The sequence below is a fragment of the Paraburkholderia sp. GAS41 genome (assembly GCF_050436545.1).
Taxonomy (GTDB): domain Bacteria; phylum Pseudomonadota; class Gammaproteobacteria; order Burkholderiales; family Burkholderiaceae; genus Paraburkholderia.
The window spans coordinates 265,810-286,125 of the sequence record NZ_JBNDMK010000006.1; the positions used below are offsets into that span (position 1 = coordinate 265,810).

General features: G+C 63.7%; 15 protein-coding genes. 4 read left to right on the forward strand and 11 right to left on the reverse strand.

Annotated features, from left to right (window positions below; all coding sequences use genetic code 11):
- Position 1: 1 nt before the first annotated feature.
- Positions 2-3,328, forward strand: coding sequence for an efflux RND transporter permease subunit (locus P3T43_RS12030; protein ID WP_429281260.1), 3,327 nt, complete (start codon positions 2-4; stop codon positions 3,326-3,328).
- Positions 3,329-4,208: 880 nt separating this feature from the next.
- Here P3T43_RS12030 and P3T43_RS12035 read toward each other — a convergent pair.
- The 4 genes from P3T43_RS12035 to P3T43_RS12050 form a co-directional block, all read right to left on the reverse strand.
- Positions 4,209-4,673 (reverse strand): hypothetical protein, encoded by a 465-nt coding sequence (locus P3T43_RS12035; RefSeq protein WP_429281261.1) that lies wholly within the window; start codon positions 4,671-4,673, stop codon positions 4,209-4,211.
- Between the two features lie 91 nt (positions 4,674-4,764).
- Positions 4,765-5,328, reverse strand: coding sequence for a peroxiredoxin (locus tag P3T43_RS12040; RefSeq protein ID WP_429281262.1), 564 nt, complete (start codon positions 5,326-5,328; stop codon positions 4,765-4,767).
- 203 nt (positions 5,329-5,531) lie between these two features.
- Positions 5,532-6,875 carry an EAL and HDOD domain-containing protein gene (locus tag P3T43_RS12045; RefSeq protein WP_429281263.1) on the reverse strand — a complete coding sequence of 448 codons (1,344 nt, stop codon included), beginning with the start codon at positions 6,873-6,875 and terminating at the stop codon, positions 5,532-5,534.
- Between the two features lie 3 nt (positions 6,876-6,878).
- Complete coding sequence (locus tag P3T43_RS12050; protein ID WP_429281298.1) at positions 6,879-7,247, reverse strand: hypothetical protein; 369 nt, start codon at positions 7,245-7,247, stop codon at positions 6,879-6,881.
- Here P3T43_RS12050 and P3T43_RS12055 point away from each other — a divergent pair.
- Both P3T43_RS12055 and P3T43_RS12060 read left to right on the forward strand, forming a co-directional pair.
- On the forward strand, positions 7,195-9,009 hold the full coding sequence (locus tag P3T43_RS12055) for a putative bifunctional diguanylate cyclase/phosphodiesterase (protein WP_429281264.1): 1,815 nt from the start codon (positions 7,195-7,197) through the stop codon (positions 9,007-9,009). The two genes, P3T43_RS12050 and P3T43_RS12055, sit on opposite strands and share 53 nt — an antisense overlap.
- Positions 9,010-9,103: 94 nt before the next feature.
- A complete protein-coding gene (locus P3T43_RS12060) occupies positions 9,104-10,561 on the forward strand; it encodes an HDOD domain-containing protein (RefSeq protein WP_429281265.1) in 1,458 nt (485 codons plus the stop codon).
- 86 nt (positions 10,562-10,647) lie between these two features.
- Here P3T43_RS12060 and P3T43_RS12065 read toward each other — a convergent pair whose 3' ends face one another.
- Positions 10,648-12,072, reverse strand: a complete 1,425-nt coding sequence (locus tag P3T43_RS12065; RefSeq protein ID WP_429281266.1) for an EAL and HDOD domain-containing protein — start codon at positions 12,070-12,072, stop codon at positions 10,648-10,650.
- Positions 12,073-12,356: 284 nt separating this feature from the next.
- Here P3T43_RS12065 and P3T43_RS12070 point away from each other — a divergent pair, with 284 nt between their 5' ends.
- Complete coding sequence (locus P3T43_RS12070; RefSeq protein ID WP_429281267.1) at positions 12,357-13,094, forward strand: acetoacetate decarboxylase; 738 nt, start codon at positions 12,357-12,359, stop codon at positions 13,092-13,094.
- 120 nt (positions 13,095-13,214) lie between these two features.
- Here the strand turns inward: P3T43_RS12070 and P3T43_RS12075 are convergent, their stop codons facing one another.
- The 6 genes from P3T43_RS12075 to aruF form a co-directional block, all read right to left on the reverse strand.
- On the reverse strand, positions 13,215-14,009 hold the full coding sequence (locus P3T43_RS12075) for an ABC transporter substrate-binding protein (protein WP_429281268.1): 795 nt from the start codon (positions 14,007-14,009) through the stop codon (positions 13,215-13,217).
- 308 nt (positions 14,010-14,317) lie between these two features.
- A complete protein-coding gene (astE, locus tag P3T43_RS12080) occupies positions 14,318-15,385 on the reverse strand; it encodes a succinylglutamate desuccinylase (RefSeq protein ID WP_429281269.1) in 1,068 nt (355 codons plus the stop codon).
- Positions 15,369-16,709, reverse strand: coding sequence for an N-succinylarginine dihydrolase (gene astB, locus P3T43_RS12085; protein ID WP_429281270.1), 1,341 nt, complete (start codon positions 16,707-16,709; stop codon positions 15,369-15,371). The genes astE and astB overlap by 17 nt, the downstream gene beginning before the upstream one ends.
- 9 nt (positions 16,710-16,718) lie before the next feature.
- Positions 16,719-18,182 (reverse strand): succinylglutamate-semialdehyde dehydrogenase, encoded by a 1,464-nt coding sequence (gene astD, locus P3T43_RS12090; RefSeq protein ID WP_429281271.1) that lies wholly within the window; start codon positions 18,180-18,182, stop codon positions 16,719-16,721.
- Entirely contained in the window at positions 18,179-19,225 is a 1,047-nt protein-coding gene (gene astA / locus P3T43_RS12095) for an arginine N-succinyltransferase (RefSeq protein ID WP_429281272.1), read from the reverse strand. Before astA ends, astD begins: the two co-directional genes overlap by 4 nt.
- A complete protein-coding gene (gene aruF / locus P3T43_RS12100; protein WP_429281273.1) occupies positions 19,222-20,298 on the reverse strand; it encodes an arginine/ornithine succinyltransferase subunit alpha in 1,077 nt (358 codons plus the stop codon). The genes astA and aruF overlap by 4 nt, the downstream gene beginning before the upstream one ends.
- Positions 20,299-20,316 lie beyond the last annotated feature (18 nt).

Sequence of the window (20,316 nt, forward strand, 5' to 3'; positions counted from 1 at the left end):
GATGAATCTGTCGCGTCCGTTTATTGCCCGGCCCGTCGCCACGACGCTGCTGGCGGTCGGCATTGCGCTTTCGGGGGTATTCGCCTTCACGAAGCTGCCGGTCGCGCCGCTGCCGCAGGTCGACTTCCCCACCATCTCGGTGCAGGCCACCCTGCCGGGCGCGAGCCCGGAGACCGTCGCGACGAGCGTGGCGAGTCCGCTCGAGCGGCACCTGGGTTCGATCGCCGACGTCACCGAGATGACCTCGCAAAGCTCGGTGGGCTCGACACGCATCACCTTGCAGTTCGGCCTGAACCGCGATATCGACGGCGCCGCGCGCGACGTGCAGGCCGCCATCAATGCGGCCCGTGCCGACCTGCCCGCCAGCCTGCGCAGCAACCCGACGTATCACAAGGTGAACCCGGCCGACGCGCCGATCCTGATTCTCGCCTTGACGTCCGGCACGCTGACGGCCGGGCAGTTGTACGATTCCGCCGCCACCGTCCTGCAGCAATCGCTCTCGCAAGTGGACGGCATTGGCGAAGTCGACGTCAGCGGTTCGGCTAACCCTGCGGTGCGCGTGGAACTCGAACCGCAGATGCTGTTCCACTACGGTATCGGACTCGAAGACGTGCGGGCGGCGCTGGCCGCGGCGAACGCAAACAGTCCGAAAGGCTCGATCGAGTTCGGCCCGAACCATGTGCAGCTCTACACCAACGATCAGGCGAGCAAGGCGTCGCAGTATAAAGACCTGATCATCGCCTATCGCAACGGCTCTGCTGTGCACCTGTCGGACGTGTCGGAAGTCGTCGATTCGGTGGAAGACCTGCGCAATCTCGGTCTCTACAACGGCAAGCGCTCGGTACTGGTGATCCTGTACCGTCAGCCGGGCGCGAACATCATCGATACCGTCGACCGCGTCAAGGGCATGCTGCCGCAACTGAAGGCCTCGCTGCCGGCGGACGTGGACGTGATCCCGACGGTCGACCGCTCCACTACCATTCGCGCCTCGCTGAAGGACACCGAGCACACCTTGATGATCGCGGTGGCGCTGGTCGTGATGGTGGTGTTCCTGTTCCTGCGCAACTGGCGCGCCACGCTGATCCCGAGCGTCGCCGTGCCGATCTCGATCATCGGCACGTTCGGCGCCATGTATCTGATGGGATTTTCCATCGACAACCTGTCGTTGATGGCGCTGACGATTGCCACGGGCTTCGTGGTCGACGATGCGATCGTGGTGCTGGAAAACATTTCGCGGCATATCGAGGACGGCGTGCCGCGCATGAAAGCGGCCTTCCTCGGGGCGCGCGAAGTCGGCTTCACGGTGGTGTCCATCAGCATCTCACTGGTGGCCGTATTCCTGCCCATTCTGCTGATGGGCGGCATTGTCGGGCGCCTGTTCCGCGAATTCGCGCTGACACTCTCGCTGGCGATTGCCGTGTCGCTGCTCGTGTCGTTGACGCTCACGCCCATGATGTGCTCGCGCCTGCTCAACGAGCCGCACGAGCGCGCGGAAGAAGGCCGTTTCGCGCGCTGGCTCGAACGCGGCTTCCTCGCCATGCAGCGCGGTTACGAACGCACGCTCGGCTGGTCGCTGCAGCATCCGCGGCTGGTGCTGCTGGTGCTGATCGCCACGATCGGTCTGAATGTGTGGCTCTACGTGATCATCCCGAAGGGTTTCTTTCCGCAACAGGACACGGGCCGCATGGTCGGCGGCATCCAGGCCGACCAGTCCACCTCGTTCCAGGCCATGAAGGGCAAGTTTGCCGAGATGATGAAGATCGTCGGCGAGAACCCGGCGGTGGATGGCGTGGTGGGCTTTACGGGCGGACGGCAGACCAATTCGGGCTTCATGTTCGTGCAACTGAAGTCGAAGCCGGGGCGCCACGTGTCCGCGGACCAGGTGATCCAGCAATTGCGCGGACCGCTCTCCAACGTCGCGGGTGTGCGCACCTTCCTGCAAGCCGTGCAGGACATTCGGGTGGGTGGACGGCAATCGAACGCGCAGTATCAGTTCACGCTGCTGGCCGATGCGACCACGGACCTCTACACGTGGGGCCCGAAACTCACCGAGGCCCTGCAGGCCCGTCCCGAACTGGCCGACGTGAACTCCGACCAGCAGCAAGGCGGTCTGGAATCGATGGTGACGATCGACCGTGCGAGCGCCGCGCGCCTGAACATCGAGCCGGCGCAGATCGACAACACGCTGTACGACGCGTTCGGCCAGCGCCAGGTGTCGACGATTTATAACCCGCTCAACCAGTACCACGTGGTGATGGAGGTCGCGCCGAAATACTGGCAAAGCCCCGACATGCTGAACCAGATTTACATCAGCACGTCAGGCGGCAGCGCAAGCGGCGCGCAGACCACGAATGCGACGGCCGGCACGGTGACGGCGCCGGTGGCCAACACCAGCGGCACGAGCGCTTCGAGCGGCGGCACGGCCGGTACGACGGCCTCCAGTGCGGCGGCGATTGCATCGGATTCGGCGCGCAACCTGGCGATCAATTCGCTGGCGGCGAGCGGCAAGTCGAGCGCGTCGTCGGGGGCGGCGGTCTCGACTTCGAAGGAGACGATGATTCCGTTGTCGGCGATAGCGAGCTTCGGCCCGGGTAGCACGCCGTTGTCGGTGAATCACCAGAGCCAGTTCGTGGCGTCGACGATTTCATTCAATCTGCCACCGGGGAAATCGTTGTCCGACGCGACCAAAGCGATCTACGACACGATGGCGGAGATCGGCATGCCGGGGACGATTCACGGCAGCTTCCAGGGGACGGCGCAGGCGTTCCAGCAGTCGCTGTCGGACATGCCGCTATTGATTCTGGCAGCGTTGGCGGCGGTGTATATCGTGCTGGGGATATTGTATGAGAGCTATATCCATCCTTTGACGATTCTGTCGACGTTGCCATCTGCGGGCGTGGGGGCTTTGCTGGCCTTGCTGCTGTTTCAGACTGAGTTCAGCATTATTGCGTTGATTGCGGTGATTCTTCTGATTGGGATCGTCAAGAAGAATGCCATCATGATGATTGATTTTGCTATCGAGGCCTCGCGGCAGGGGTTGTCCTCGTATGAGGCGATTCATCAGGCTTGTTTGCTGAGGTTTCGGCCCATCATGATGACGACTTGCGCTGCACTGCTTGGGGCGTTGCCGTTGGCATTTGGGAATGGAGATGGGGCGGAGCTACGTGCACCGTTGGGGATAGCCATTGTTGGCGGGCTTATTGTTAGTCAAATGCTGACGCTTTATACCACTCCGGTTGTTTATCTTTATATGGATCGGATTCGGGTTGGGTGGGAAGCGCGAGGCAAGCGACCTGGCGGTCGGGGGCGGGTTCAAGGGGGGCGGTGAGGTTTTTTTTATGTCTGGCTGACGGGTTTGGGGGCTTTCTTAGGGGTGCTTGTTTTGGTCTCTTTGCCTGCGGCGCTTTAGTGGATTTCTTAGGGCGTTGGCCTTTCCTTGTTATCGGTATGTTTGCCTGCGGCGCCTTAGTGGATTTCTTAGGGCGTTGGCCTTCCCTTGTATTCTTAGTGGTCTATTAGCTTCGCCCCTGTGCGGGGCAGCACTCACTTTCTTTGCCGCCGCAAAGAAAGTAAGCAAAGAAAGCGGGCTCACACCGCCAGCGCTTAGTGAGCCATCTCTGTCCTTGATCCGGAAACGGCCCAAGACGAGACGTGTCATCGCACCGCGCACGTTCGTGACAAGGCAGTCATCCGTTCCAGCGTCGCGCTGCGCGCCCCGCTGTCGGGCACAACTCCTTCTGCACGGGCCTGTTCGTTGGCTCGGTCATTGATCGCTCTTAGCACCGCACTTGCGCATGCCGCGCGCGGTTTGTTTAATTGTCTTGCGGGCACCCAGGGCATAAAATTTAAATCTGGATGCCTAATTAATGCGCGGCGGTGCTTTGTGTTTGACGTCGCGTTTAACCGAGAGGTGCCCACCGGGATATGCCCAACCGTTACGCACGCAGTGCGTAGGCGGGATGAATGAGTGCTGTGTCACGAACGTGCGCGGTGCGAGGGCACGTCTCGTGTTGGGCCGTTTCCGCTAGCACACTTAGATGGCTCACTACCGGCTGGCGGCGTGAGCCCGCTTTCTTTGCTTACTTTCTTTGCGGCGGCAAAGAAAGTGAGTGCTGCCCCGCACAGGGGCGAAGCGAATAGACCACTAAGAATACAAGAAAAGGCCAACGCCCTAAGAAATCCACTAAAGTGCCGCAGGCAAAAAAACCTTAAAGCCTCTGCTCAATAGCCAATCCAAAAACCCTCTTCCACTGCTTAGCCTGCCCCTCGCCCCGCATGGGCAAATTCCAGACTGGACACCTGGCATCCCGAACCTTGACGACCAATTGAAACCCCTGATTAACCTGCTGAACATCAGCTCCCTGAATATCAGCAAAAATATAATCCCCGTGCACGCCATGCACGTCCAGACTACATAACCGCTTCCCGGCGGCCAGCCGAACCTGCCCCCATTCGGCCTTCAACTCATGCGTCCAGTCGCCATCCTGAATATTCGCCGCCACCTCACGCCGGCGTCGCAGCCAATACGCCACCGCCGCCGCCACCAACGCAGCAGCCACCACAGCAGCGCCAACCGCCACACCCAAGCCAAAATGCGCCGACAACGCATCGAACGACCAGACCGCCCCGTATATCAGCGCGCCCAGTACCGCCAGACCCACTACGATAGGCATCTCGAAGCACCCCGCAAAATAAACCCGCCGTCAGCGTCGTCCAGTGCGTAGGCGGGATTCTGAGCAAGCAACGATGGCGTATACGCGGAACTCACTGAGCCTTATGCGTGGCCGCCCATTGCTTCACCGCTTCCAGCGTATTCTCCACATGCTTGTCCGGCGACAGGCTCGTGTATTCGTAAATGATCTTGCCGTCCGGCGCAATCACATACGACACCCGGTTCGCCATCGAGTCATGCATCGGCATCCCTGCATCGTACGCGCCAATCACCTTGGAGTCCGCGTCAGCCGCGACCGGGAACTTGCTGCGGCATTCGCTAACCGAAAACTTCGTCAACGTCTCGATGTTGTCGTGCGACACGCCAATCACCGTCGCGCCGTACTTCTTATATTCGTCCACCGCATCCGCGAATTCATGCGCCTCGATCGTGCAGCCCTTCGTGAACGCCGCCGGGTAGAAGTACAGCACCACCGGCCCCTTCTTCAACTCGTCGGCCAGCGTGTACGTGTAGGTCTTGCCGCCGAGCGAGGCCTGCGTCGTGAAATCCGGTGCCGTGTCGCCGGGCTTGAGCGTTGCCGACGCCGTCAGCGAATGCAACGCAAACCCCGCCGACAATACGGTCGCCAGCAATACCGGCATGAACTTTCGTTTCATCTCGAGCCCCTTCAAGCGTTGACGCACGTCTGTCCGTGCAATGAATGATTCGTGTCCTGCCGGGCCCCGAGGGCACGACGGGTCATGAGCTGGCCTCTATTGGATCACGTCCGCGGAAAGCACGCTGGCCGGCCTGGGAGCGATGCCCCAGGTCCAGGAAAATGCCGCCTCCACGCGTGCCGGCGTCCGGGCAACAGCGCCTGTTACTCCAGCCCCGCATGCGCGCCGAACCACGCCGCCGCGGACAGGTTCAGCTCCGCCAGCACCTCGGGCGTCAGCGCGGCAAAGCCGGCCGGCGCTTCGGCGCTGGCGGCGATCGACGCGGCATCGCTCCGCGCGTCCGCTCCCTGGTCGGCGGCCGCCGCGATCTTCAGCAGCGCGCCCAGCGCCCCGCTCTGCTCGACGATCGCGTCGCGGATCTGCGAGGCCAGTCCCAGCTTGTCGAGCGCCTCGGCAGGCGTGGTGCCCAGCACCACGTGCACCAGCGAAAAGATCCCAGTCATGAAGGCGGCGTCTGCGAACTCTTCGTCTTTCGGACACAGCCAGCGCGCCGCCAGCTCCATGAACCGCGAGCGCGTACCGGCCAGTTGCACCAGCGGATCGGAGCGCCACGGCAAGTCGCCGCCGTCGGCATACAGCAGGAGTTGCGCCCAGCGGGCGATCTGCCGCGTGCCCGCGGCGATGATCGCCTCGCGCAGCGAGGCAATATTGCGCCCGAGCCCGAACGCGCTCGAGTTGACGAGGCGCAGCAGCTGCACCACCACGTTCGGGTTGAGCTTCAATTCGGCTTCGAGATGGAACAGGCCGGCGTCGCTGGCGAGCAGCGCCAGCAGGCGCAGCAGCGCCGGACGCGACGAGCGGTGGCGCGGCGCGGCCAGCACCTGTGGGCGGGCGAAGAAGTATCCCTGGAAGAGGTGGAAACCGAGCTCGCGTGCGAGCGCAAAGTCTTCCCGCGTCTCGACCTTCTCGGCGATCAGTGTCTTGCCCTCGGCAAGCACCGCCGCAGCCAGCCGCGGCAGGGTCCCGCGCGGCGTCACGAGGAAATCGATCTTGACCATGTCGGTATGCGGCAACACGGCAAGCAAGCCATCCGTGAGCTCGCTGACGTCGTCGAGCGCCACCTGGAAGCCGGCCTGGCGCAACTCGCCGAGCCGGCGCACCAGCCGCTCGTCGAAGCTGACGGTCTCGAGAATTTCCAGCACGAAGCGCTCGGGCGACATCAGATGAACGATATCGTCGAATAACAGGTCGCGGCCGATGTTCACATAGCCGCGGTGATGGCCGAGCACCGCCGACACGCCGATCCCGCCGATCGTACGCGCCACCACCTGAGCCGTGGCCTGGGCGTCGTCGCTGACCTCGGCGTAGTTGTGCGCACCGGCGCGGAACAACAGTTCGTACGCGTTCAGCGCGCCGTCACGGTCGAGGATGGGCTGGCGTCCCAGATAGACAAAAGGGGCCTCACCCGCCCCGTCGGCATCCTGGGCAGGGTGTGCAAGCACCTCGACGGGCCCGGGCTTGGCGCGGGCAGAAAACGGTTCAGACATGGCTCATCGGTGCATGTATTCATAAAGACTGCGCGGCGGACGCGCCTTGCCGCGGTCGCCTCGAGTGTCAGGCTTGCTACCAATAACGGTCAGCGACCGCCGCCACTTTAACCGAATCCGCAAAGCATAGCGCAGGCGCCGCGCCCGCCTCACATTACAGCGGGTTTTTTCAGTTAGTTTTGCAGTAACCGCTAAAGATTTCGCCGCGCCGGTCGTTATCTTGTTCTGATAGGCGGCTTCATAGCTCTCGGTCATCTGCGCCACGCAGGTCGGAGCGAGCCGTGCCGCCTGCAGACGAACCAGGTTGCCAGCGAGAAACATGGAAGCGAACAGGATCACCGCGCCCCGCCGGGGCTCCTTGCGCACGGTCATTGACCGGGTCCGTGCGTTGGGCCGCCGCGCGGATGGCTTACCCCAGTCGAGCGCCAGCCGCTCGCCCCTCGAGCAGTCCGTCGGTGCGGTCGACCTGCTTGCCCACATTGGCCTCGATCAGCACTTCCTCTATGTGTCCGAGGCCAGCCTGCGCTTTATCGGCTATCACCGGGAATACCTGCAAACCGTCACGCTGCACGACCTCGTCGCGCCCGCCCACGTCGAGCGGCTCGAGGCCCTGCTGGCCCGCGCCTCGGCGACCGGCGCCATCGAAAAGACCACGCTCGACCTGATCAAGTCGCTGACCTATCCGGTCACCGTCGAATTGCGCGTCGTGCGCAGCAGCCACGACGGCGTGGAAGGCTTTGCGATTGCCGGTTTCGACGTGTCGGCCTGGCGCGCCACCGAAGAGCGCCTGACGCACGCCTTGCATCACGACCGCCTGACGGGCCTGCCCAATCAGTCGGCACTGATGCCGGCCATGCTCGCCGCCCAGCAGCAGGCCGACGAGCACGGCACGCCCGCCGCTCTGCTGCTGCTCGATATCGACGACTATCAGCGGGTCAATCGCGCGCTCGGTTACGACGCGGGCGACGAAATGCTGCGCGAAACCTCGCGGCGCCTGTCGAACACCGCAACCCAGGGCGAGCGGATCGCGCGGGTCGCCAGCGACGAATTCGCCATTCTGGTGCCCACCGCCACGACCCGCACGTATGCCGCCACGGCCGCCGAGGCGCTGGCTCGGCGCCTGCTCACCGCGATCCAGCAGCCGTATGTCTTCAACGGCCAGCAGGTGCACCTGTCGGCCAGCATCGGCATTGCGTTGTATCCGGACGTACATCACGTGAACGATGTCGCCGGACGCGACAATCACCTGTTGCGCTGGGCCGACCATGCGCTGCTGCAAGCCAAGGCGGCTGGCGGCAACACGCTGGCGTTCTATGTGCCGGACGACAATCCCGCCGACGCCGAACGCCTGAAGCTCGAGGCCGACCTGTACGACGGCGTGCGCAACGGCGAGTTTTCGCTGCACTTCCAGCCGATCACCAGCAGCCAGAGCCACGGCGTGGTGGGCGTCGAAGCGCTGATCCGCTGGTCGCATCCGGTGCATGGTCTGGTGCCGCCCTCGATGTTCATTCCGCTCGCGGAATCCGTCGGGCTCATCAACTATCTCGGCAACTGGGTGCTCAAGATCGCCTGCATGCAGTTGATCCAGTGGGACACGCGCGGCATCACGCTCCAGTACGTCGCCGTCAACGTGTCGCCGCAGCAGTTTCGCGACCCGCGTTTCAAGGACAGCGTGCGCGAGGCGATCGAACTGACCGGGATCGACCCGCGCCGCCTCGTGTTCGAGATCACCGAAAGCCTGCTGATGCACGACCCGGCGCACGCCAAGGGATTGCTCGAAGAGCTGACGGCCATGGGCATCCGCTTTGCCGTCGACGACTTCGGCACCGGCTATTCGAGTCTCGCCTACCTGCAACGCTTTCCGCTAGCCAAACTGAAGATCGACCGGAGTTTTGTCGAGAATCTGCTAACCTCGCGGAACGATCAGGCAATCGTCAGCGCTGTCGTGGGTCTCGCGCAAACACTCGACCTCGAACTGGTCGCGGAAGGCGTGGAAACGGAAGCACAGCGCACACTGTTGACAGAAATGGGATGTGGTCATATTCAGGGCTGGCTCGTCTGCAAGGCGCTGCCGTCCGAGGAACTGGCGCAGCGCTTCGAAGCGCGCACCTTGCATCTGCACGAAGCGGCCTGATGAAGCCCCGGCAGAACAGGCGTTTGCGCATCGCACATCGGCCTCAGGCCGGTCTGCCACTCACTGGAACAGGTATGGCTTTAGCGGGAATCACATGGTAAAGGCAGCGGTGCTCGACAGGCTCTGGTCTCGAATGAGCGAGCGCGGCGATTTCCCTATGCTGTCGCAATCGCTGCGCACAACCATGGCAGCAATGAACAATGACGACCTCGACTTCTCCGGTCTGGTGCAGGTCGTGCTGTCGGATTTCGCGCTGACCCAGAAGGTATTGCGTCTCGCCAACTCGGCGATGTACATGGCCTTCGGCGGCAATATCACCACCGTGTCGCGCGCCTTGATGGTGCTCGGCATGGACGCGGTCGGCCATCTCGTGGTCGGTCTGAAGATCGTCGATCACTTCCATCACAGCGTGCCGCGCCGCATCGACGCGAAACTCGAACTGAACCGCACGCTGCTGTCGGGCTGCGTGGCCCGCAAACTGACCGAGCGCGGCGACCTGCGCGCGGGCGAAGAGGCGGTCGTCTGCACCTTGATGCGGCAGATCGGCAAGCTGCTCGTGGTGTTCTATCTCGACACCGAGTGGGACCAGATCCGCCGCCTGATTGAAACCAATATCGACGAAGTGGAAGCCTGCAGCACCGTGCTCGGCGTCACGTTCGACGAAATCGGCGCCGAAGCCGCAGTACGCTGGCGCCTGCCCGACATGATCCGCGAGGGCATGGGCGAGTTCGATCCGCACGACACCGAAGAGCCGCGCCAGGTGCAGTGGCTGCGCGCCATCACCAACTACTCGACCGACGTCGCGAGCGTCCTGACCACGCCGAACCTGCCCGAGTGGCAGCGCGAAGCGCGCATTGCCGAGCTCGCGCAGCGCTACGGCCGTGCGCTGAACACCGACCCCGACGTGCTGATGGAAATGAGCATCGCGCTCGCGCGCGAGGAAGACGGCGAAGGGGTGATGCGCGAGATCGTCGAGCTGCGTGCCGACGCCGACGCGATCGCACGCGAAGCGCTCGCTCCGGAGGCGCGCATCGGCGCGGGGGTCGAAGACCTGCGCGCGTTGAAATCCGATAGCGCGCTCGCGGCGGCGCTGGCGCTCGCGGCCGAAACGGTGCACGCGGGCCTCGGCTTTGCGCGCACGGTGATGTTCGTCCGGCATAGCAGCGGTATGTTCAGGGCGCGCATGGGCTTCGGACCGAAGATCGACGACGCCCTGCCCAACCTGTCGTTCAATACCGCCTTCGAGCCCGACGTGTTTCATCTCGCCGTGGCGAACTCCGTGGGCATCTTTATTGAAAATGCCCGCGATCCGAAGATGGTGGCACGACTGCCCGAATGGTTCCGGCGCAGCTTCTTCGATACCCGTTCGTTCGTGCTGCTGCCGGTGATCGGCGAGAATCAGTCGACCGTCGCGCTGCTGTACGGCGACTGGTCGCAGGCCGACGAGCCGCGGCGGATTTCGCAGGGCGAGATGGCGGCGTTGAATGAACTGGCGCGGGAGTTAGGACGTTTTTTTTCCCACGCGCCGATGCAGGAGATGGAGATGCTGTGAAGGGGTAAGCAGTCCGGTATTCACCGGGCTGAAGCCACCGCGCACGGCATACCGTACGCGGCCTCCCTTCACCGGCTCATTGGGGGTTAGTCTTCCGGGTTGTCTTCCGGGTTATCCTCGATACGCTCCAGGCCTCTTGCCTCGGCGCTGCGATCCGCAACGCCTGCCCACGCCGCCGCAATCAGCCCCAGCTCGGCGACGTCGCTTACCGTGAGCGGCGTCAACTGCGCACACACCGTTTCAATCTCCGTCCACGCGCCGCGTTCCAGCGCGTCCACCGCCGACAACAGCAAGCCGAGTGCGCCTTCACGCCGCACGATCGCCGCCTGAATCGGCTTCGACAACGTCAACACGTTGAGCGTGTTTTCCAGCGAACCGCCGAACACCGCCTCGACGAACGAAAACACGCCCGTGAGAAACGCCGCGTCGGCCTCGTCGCGGCCGGCTTCCGGCAGGCGCAGCACCGCCAGTTCCATGAAGCGTGCGCGAGTGGCCGCGAGTTGCAGCAAGGGATCGTCTTCCAGTGCGACTTTGCGTCCATCTGCATACAGCAGCAGTTGGGTCCAACGGGCGATCCGGTTCGTGCCGGTCGCATTGATCGCTTCGCGCAGCGTCGTCACCTTGTGGCCGACTGCGAGGCCACTCGAATTGGCCAGCTTCATCAGATGCATCACCAGCACCGGATTCAGCTTCAGTTCCGCTTCGAGCTGCGCGACCGTGGGGTCGCCGGCCAGCAATTGCAGCAGGTTCAGCAATGCGTGACGCGGCGCGCTCATGCGCCGCGAGTTCGAGGGCTGGGCGCGAGCGAAGAAATAGCCCTGGAATTTGTCGAAGCCCAGGTTGTGGGCGGTTTCGAAATCCGCCTGCGCGTCGATGCCCAAGGCGATCAGCAACTTGCCCGCCGACTTGAGCACGGTGGAGAGCTTCGGCAGCAACGCGCGCGAGATGCGCGGAAAGTCGATCTTGACGCCTTCGACATACGGCAGCAGGCGCGCAAAGGTATCGTTGGGCACCAGCACGGCGTCGAGCACGAAGCGGTAACGCCGCGCGTGCAGCACGATGATGCGCGCAATCAGGGCATCGTCCACTTCGATATCGGGCTGGAGTTCGAACATGAAGCGTTCGGCCGGCACGAGTTCGAGCGCCTCGTCGAACAGCATCTCGCGGCTCACGTCCAGATAGCCCGGATGGCCGTTCAAGGCGCTCCGCATGCCCGGTTGCAGCAGTGCGGCGACGACGGTTTGCGTAAAGGTGGGTTGAACGGGCTGTGCCTCGCTGTCGGCGCCTGTGAGGTTCGACGCGGCGTGCGCCGGTTGCCCGCCTTGCGTGCTGGCCGGATCCTCGTCTGCCGGCGCGGCCTCGACGCAATGCAGCTTGAGCTCGAAGCCGCATAGCATCCCGTCCCGATCGAGAATCGGCTGGCGGGAAAAACAGGCTGTGACTGATGTGTCGTCCGTCCCACCGGGTGTAACGCCACCCCGGTTAGGATCGTCGACTGCGATGGTGGTCATTCCACTCCCCCGATTAGCGCCCCGGCGCTTGATGCTGTTTTCTGTTCTGACATGCTGCGTGATCGCGCCCGAAATGTGGCCCGGTGCCCGGCTGCAAGCACCGCCTGGCGCCGCTTTGCGACGTTCACAGATTTTAGCGCAGGCGCTCGCGATCAGGCGTGACGCGCCGCCATTTTTGGAAAATATTCAATTCCCAAACCGACGCTGTCGCCGGCCGGCGAATCGACGATACTCTTGTGCAGTGCAGAAGCGTTCCAACCCGCGTTTAACCCTCAAGGAAAACCATGGACGTCAAAAGCGTGCTCGACAATGCCTTCGCCATGCCGATTACGAGCCCGGCATTTCCGATCGGCCCGTACCGGTTCATCAACCGCGAATTCCTGATCATCACCTACCGCACCGACCCCGCGAAACTGCGCGCCGTCGTGCCCGAGCCGCTGCAGGTCGGCGAGCCGCTGGTGCACTACGAGTTCATCCGCATGCCCGATTCGACCGGTTTCGGCGATTACACGGAAAGCGGTCAGGTGATTCCGGTGACCTACGACGGTGTCGCCGGCAGCTATACGCTGGCGATGTATCTCGACGACCATCCGCCGATCGCGGGCGGCCGTGAGTTGTGGGGCTTTCCCAAGAAGCTCGCCAAACCGGTGCTCGAAGTGCATACGGATACGCTGGTCGGTACGCTCGATTACGGCCCCGTGCGCATCGCCACCGGCACGATGGGCTACAAGCATCGCCAGCTCGATCTCGCGCAACAGAAGAAGCGCCTCGAAGCGCCGAACTTCCTGCTGAAGGTCATGCCGCATGTCGACGGTACGCCGCGCATCTGCGAACTGGTGCGTTATTACCTGCAGGACATCGATCTCAAGGGCGCATGGACCGGCCCCGCTTCGTTGCAACTTTCGCCGCATGCGCTCGCGCCGGTGGCCGAATTGCCGGTGCTGGAGATCGTCGAGGCACGTCATCTGGTGGCTGATCTGACGCTTGGGTTGGGGGAAGTGGCGTTTGATTATCTGGAGTAGCCACGCGCAAGCCCAGGTGCAAACGGCCGCATTGGCGGCCGTTTATCCTGCTGTGTGATTGCGAAGCCATGTGTCATGTTTCTGGCGACAGGCGTCGGGCGAAACACATGCACGTGTCGCTTACTTCAGCACCACCTTGACGCTAAAGTACTTCGCTGCAAAGCGATCAATCGTCCCATCCGCCTTCAATTCCTTGAGCGCTTCGTTGATCGCATCCTTGAGCGCCTTGTCACCCTTGCGAATGCCGAAGCCCACGCCGCCGCCCAGCAACTTCGCGTCGCTGACCGCCGGCCCTGCGAATTCGAAGCCTGCGCCTTGCGGACGATTCAGAAAGCCCTTCGATGCGGCTTCCGCGTCCTGGAACGCCGCATCCAGACGGCCCGACGCCAGGTCGGCGTAGATCTGGTCCTGGGTCTGGTACGGCACGACGTCGACGCCAGCCGGTGCCCACACTGCCTTGGCGTACGTCTCCTGGATCGTGCCCTGCAGCACGCCCACATGCTTGCCCTGCAACGACGCCGGAGTCGGCAGCAGACCGCTGCCCTTCTTCGCGATCATCTGGTTGGGGATGGTGTAGATCGGATCGGTGAAGTCGATCGCTTCGCGGCGTTGCGCGGTGATCGTCATATCCGAGTTGATCGCATTGAACTTGCGTGCCTGCAGCGCGGGGATCAGACCGTCGAAGGAATTCTCGATCCACACGCACTTCGCCTTGAGCTTGGCGCACACCGCATTGCCGATATCGATGTCGAAGCCTTGCAGATCGCCGGTGGGCGTCTTCGATTCGAACGGCGCATACGAGGCTTCGACGCCAAAGCGGATTTCCTTGATGTCGGCTGCCGAGGCATTCCCTGCCGCCACGGTTGCCGACGCGAAAACTGCCAGCGCGGCCGTGGTTCGCCAATTCATTTTCATTCCTTGCCTTCCTCTTCTACTCGTTTGAAATCAGACAGAGCTGGATCTGCGCCGCGTGATTGCTGCACCCAAACTGCGATGTGAATTGTGGCGACCGGCTAGATGCGACCGGCCAGGTGTGGCCGGCGAGGTATGACCGGCCAGATGCGGCCGGCCACGCGCGACCGCTTAGCTACAACCGGCCACGCACAGCCACCTCAGGCGCAACTGACGTGGCGTCGCCCAGCCGCTGCGAGGGCAGGATTGTACAGGCTCAATGGACAGACGCTGCGCAAGGGGGAGCCGGACTGATGGACGCTCAGGCAAGCTCACGCAAGCCCAGCCAGCGTTTCCCGCGTCGTCTCCACCACCAGCAACCCGGCACGCAAACCCGGCTTGACAGTGGGATTCGGAAACACGATGCGCTCTTCCGGATGACGCACGGCGTACCGATAGTCGCCATCGCGCGCGAGCAACGTACCTTGCTCGTACGGCGTGAAATTCGCCACGTCCGCGGCAACCAGCAACTCGAACGCATCGCTTTGTTTCGTGATCTGATCGATCACGGTGAACACACGCGGCAGCGGCGCCGCCGCATCGCCTTCGACACCGGCCAGCAAATGTCGCAGTGCCTTGTCCGAGCCGGCGAAACGCGTCAGGTCGTTCTGGCCGAACGGCCTCACCTTACCGAGTTCCAGCGTGCATGCCTCGGCGCCGCACGCTTGGGCGGTGAAATGCGAATACGTGTTGCCCTTGGTGGTGTGCAGCAATACAGCCGCAATGGATGCATCGCGCAACCACTCGAACATCGCGCGCGAAAGCGGCGCACCGGTATGCGGCAGCAGGGCGAACTGCTCGAACACCGAGGCACGGATCGCCGTATGCATATCGATATGCCAGCGCGCGCCAGGCGCAGACGAAGCGTCGGCAAAAAACTGCGTTGCAGCGTGTTCCAAGGCTGCCGCGCGCGGCGCCTCGTGACTGTTCGGCACGTGTGCATGCCGGCCGCTGAAGAGACGATTGAGGTCATCGTCGAGATAGCGGCACGCTGCGCGCATTGCGTCGACGTTGCCCAGGATCACCAGCAACCGGCACGTCAGCGCAGCCTGCCCTTCCGCGATATCGCGCACCAGCCGCGACAGCAATTCGATTGGCGCGGTTTCATCGCCATGCACGCCGGCGGAGGCCAGCACGCTACGCAGGCAACGCCCGCTGCTCGCCGGAACCGCAACCGCCTCCGGCTCGAGTTGCAGAATGCCTTCATCCAGCCACGTCCAGTGCACGCCATTGGCGCATACGCCCTGCGCGTCACCTGCCGCCGGACGCGTGCCCGCCAGCGTGTGGCCGAGAAAATCGCCCAGTAACGCGCTCATGCCGCGCTCAGCGCTGGAAGTCATACAACGAACCGAGACCGAGAATCTGCGTCAGTTCGTCGAGCGCCGTGCGCGATTCGCGCAGCAGGCTCGGATCGGTCAGGTCAGCCGGTGCGAGACGATCGCGGTAGTGCTTTTCGATCCACGCATCGAGGCGGCCAAACACCGTGTCGTCGATCCACACACCGGACGTGACCGCCGCGCGCTCCGCCTCGCTCAACACCACCCGCAGACGCAGGCAAGCGGGCCCGCCGCCATTCTTCATGCTCTCGCGCAGATCGAACACCAGCACGTCGTCGATCGGGCCGCCATGCGATGTCAGCCCCTCCAGATACGCGCCCACGCGCTCGTTTTCGCGGCATTCCTGCGGCACCACCAGTACCTGCTTGCCGTCCGGCCGCGTCAGCAACTGGCTGTTGAACAGATACGACGTCACCGCATCCGACACGCTCACCTGCGCGTCCGGCACTTCGATCACGTCGAACTTCGCATCGAGCTTGCCGAGCTTCGCGCGCAGATCGTCGTACACGGCTTTTTGCTCGACGAACGCGAGTTCATGGCAAAACAGCGTGCTGCGATTGCCGACCGCGATCACGTCGTTGTGGAACACACCCGCGTCGATCACATCGGGATTTTGCTGGGCATAGACGGTCGCCGCTTCGGCGAGCCCATGACGCTGCGCAACCGCACGGCTCGCCTCGAACGTCTGACGCGCCGGATAGCGCTTCGGCTCCGGTCCACGGCGATATTCGCTGCGACCGTAGACGAAGAATTCCACGCCACGTGCACCATATTCCGCGCAGAAACGCGTGTGATTGGCCGCGCCTTCGTCGCCGAGCGCCGGCGTGCCCGGCAACGCTTCATGGACGGCAAAACGTTGGCGGTCGGCGAAGATCGCCTGCAGGGTGCGCCGCGTCGACTCGTGTTCGATCGCGCGATGCAGCTTGCTGCACAGATTGGCCGGCGTGAAATGCACGCGGCCGTCGTGGGTGTCGGCGGACGGGCTCACCGTGGCGGCATTCGCGGTCCACATCGCCGAGGCGGAACTGGCGGCGGCGAGCAGCTCGGGCGCATCCTTCGCGACCTTGGCGATGACCGTGGCGTCGTCGCCGGAAAAGCCGAGCTCGCGCAACAGGCGCATGGACGGCCGTTCCTGCGGCGGCAGCACACCCTGATGAAAGCCGAGTTCCGCCAGCTGCTTCATCTTGCGCAGACCCTGCTTCGCAGCGGCCTTCGGATTGGCGACGGACTTCTCGTTGTTCTGCGACGCCACGTTGCCGAACGACAAGCCGGCATAGTTGTGCGTCGGGCCGACGAGCCCGTCGAAATTGGCTTCAGTGGCTTGCATCGTCGATCCTCAGAAATGAAGGCCCGGCGACACGCTCGCGGGCATTTGCAGTTGCGCGCTTTCGACGGAGGCCATCGGGTAGGCGCAATAGTCGGCTGCGTAATACGCGCTCGGGCGGTTGTTGCCCGAGCGTCCAGTGCCGCCGAACGGCGCCGCGGACGACGCACCGTTGGTCGGCCGGTTCCAGTTGACGATGCCAGCGCGAATCGCGCGCTGGAAATGCGTCCACAGGGTTTCGTCGTCGGCGAGCAGGCCGGCGGACAGACCGAACTCGGTGTCGTTGGCGCGCTCGATGGCGTCATTGAAGTTCGTATAACGAACGATCTGCGCGAGCGGCCCGAAGTGCTCTTCGTCGGGCAGATCCTGCACGCCGCTCACGTCGAGAATCGCCGGCGTCACGAAGCCGAGTTGCGGGTCGCGCTGCTCCATCGTCAGCAGCGACTTCGCGCCGGCTTCGAGCAGTTGAACCTGCGCCTGCACGAGGCGCTGTGCGGCCCGCGCGGAAATCACCGCGCCCATGAACGGTTGCGGCTCGGCGTTGTATTCGTCTACGGCGATGCGCGAGGTCACTTCGACGAGGCGTTCGATATAACGATCGCCGGCAATGTCGTTCGGCACGAAGATGCGCCGCGCGCAGGTGCAGCGCTGCCCCGCCGACAGAAACGCCGATTGAATCGTGTGATGCACCGCGGCGTCAAGATCCGCCACCGGTCCGATCACGAGCGGGTTGTTGCCGCCCATCTCGAGCGCCAGCACGATTTCCGGCCGGCCGCCAAACTGCTTGTGTAGCAGCGTGCCGGTGTCCGAGCTGCCGGTGAAGAACAGACCGTCGATCTGCCGGTGATTCGCCAGCGCAATGCCGGTGTCCTTCTCGCCTTGCACGAGGTTCAATACGCCCGCCGGCAAGCCGGCGTCGCGCCACACTTCGACGGTCGCACGCGCCACGCCCGGCGCCAGTTCCGACGGCTTGAACACGACCGCGTTACCGGCGATCAGCGCCGGCACGATGTGCCCGTTCGGCAGATGTCCCGGAAAGTTATACGGCCCGAACACGGCCACCACGCCATGCGGACGATGCCGCAAGACGGCCGTGCCGTCGGCCATCGCCGCACGCTTTTCGCCGGTGCGTTCGTTGTAGGACTGGATCGAAATCTCGACCTTAGCCGCCATCGACGCCACTTCCGTGCGTGCTTCCCACAGCGGCTTGCCGGTTTCGCGGCCAATCGCCTCGGCCAGCACTTCCTTGCGTTCGGTCAGCAACGCCGCGAAACGGCGCACCACGCCGCAGCGCTCATCGAGGCTCAACGCCGACCACATCGCAAACGCGCGGCGCGCGCTGCGCACCGCACGCTCCACGTCGTCCGCCGATGCGCTGTGCCCTTCCCATACCGTCGCGCCCGTACCCGGGTTGCGCGACGAAAATACGGGTCCTGTGCCGGCGGCCCATTCGCCGTCGATGAAAAGCTCGCTCATGATCGTCCTTGATTGTGTTTCAGCGGCAGCACCCGTACCGGGTCGCCGGCCTTCACGTCGAGTGCCGCGGCCTCTTCCGCCGTCAGCCGGAACACGCCGTCCTGCGGCACGCCCGCGGCAGCGCCGACGCGAAAATCGCCCAGCGAGGTGTTCGACACCAGTGATTTCGGCCCATCCTGCGGCGCGGGCGCGGCGCCCAGCGCGACGATTTCCACCGGCACCACCACGCTTTCGCGCACCGTGCGCAAGTCGGCGATATGGCATTCCAGCACCGGGCCCGCATCGAAGATATCGACGTGGTTCTCGTAGCGCAGTCCTTCGGATTCCAGCATGCGGCGCGCGGGGATCGTGTCGTTGTGCGTGAGGCCCACGCAATCCTGCGCCTCCTGCGGCAACAGTTCGACGTAGACCGGATAGCGCGGCATCAGCTCGGCGAGAAAGGCCTTGCGGCCATGCGAGCTCAGATAGTCCGCCGCGTTGAAATCGATCTGGTAGAAATGCGAGCCGACTGCGCGCCAGAACGGCGACGTGCCGTTCGCATCGAAATGGCCGCGCAATTCGGCACACAGACGCTGCGGAAAGCGTTCGCGGAACTGCGCGAGAAACATGAAGCGCGAGCGCGACAACAGGCCGCCCACACCGCTCGTTCGATAACGCGGGCTCAGGAACAGCGAGCACACTTCGGCGTAGCCGGTCAGATCGTGCGAAATGTTGAGCGCGTGCATCCGGGTCCAGATGCCCAGGTCCTGGCTCGCATGCACGACCGTACTCACGCGATAGTTGTAGAACGGCTGCTCCAGACCCACCGACGTTTCGATGCCGCACACGCCCGCCACATCGCCGGTTGCCGTGTCTTCCATGACGAAGAAATAACCGGCCTCATGCGGAGCCGCCTGGTCTTCCATCGTGCGGCGCGAGCGTGCCACGCGCGCCCCGAGGGCATCGCGGTCCGGCTTGAAGGTGGTGAGACCCGGACCGGTCTCCTGAGCCAGCGCGACGAGCGCGTCCACATCGCCCGTCTGCACGACGCGAACGACGATCATTGTGCTTCTCCCGAAAGTTCATCCGTCTGTTCTGGCGGCTGGTGCAGCGGCACGCAACGCACCGCGTCGCCGTCCTGCACGCCGAGTGCCGCGCGCACCGCTTGCGGCAACGGCGCGCCGGCCTTCCTGTCTGCCGGCAGGTCGGCCAGCGCGCAGCGGAAGTCGCCCGCGCGGTTGCTGGCGATCAGATACATGGCGCCGCGCGGGCCGGCCCCAGTCTGCGTGCTGCCGCCCTCACGCACCGCACGCGTTTCGTTGTGCGTAACACAGGCACTGCGGTCGATCTGTGCCGTCAGCACGGGACCCGCATCGAAGATATCGACGAAGCGGTCCGTCTCGAAGCCTTCTTCCAGATGAATTTCATACGCCAGCAAGGCCCCGTCGTCCGGCTCGCCCAGCACGCGCTGCGCCGACTCCGGCAGGAGCGGCACATAGACCGGATAGCTCGGCATCACTTCGGCGATGAAGGTCCGGCTGCGCCCGCCCGATTCGATTTCGATGTCGGCGAAATTGCGGCCGAAAAACTTGCGCCCCACCGCTTCCCAGAATGGCGAGACACCATCGTCGTCGGTCACGCCCAGCAGCAGCGAAAACACTTCGGAAGTGAAGCGCTTGCGGTTTGCAGCGATGTACATCATGCGGGCGCGCGACATCAGATGCGCGCCGGCGTCGCCCCGCAGCGACGGGTCGATATAAAAACCCGCCAGCCGGCTCTTGCCCGTGAGTTCGTGCGACATCGTCAGCGCGTGAATCTTGCGGTTCACATGCAGTTCGCGGGAGGCGTGAATCAGCGCGTCGTTGCGAAATGCGTAGAACGGCTCTGAATAGCCGGCGGCGGCGACAATGCTCGCGGTGCCGAGCAGCTTGCCGGTCTCGCTGTCTTCGAGCACGAACAGATAAAATTCCTCGCCCGGAAAATCGACTTCCGCCCGGAACGAGTCTTCCGACAGTGCCACGCGCGCTTCGAGCGCACGGCGGTCATGCGGCAGCGAGTGCAGCACGGGTTGAGCCGTGCGCGCCATGTGTTCGAGCGCATCGAGATCGGCGAGGCGGCCGGGGCGTACGAAGAGCATCGTCGTTCCAGTGGTGAG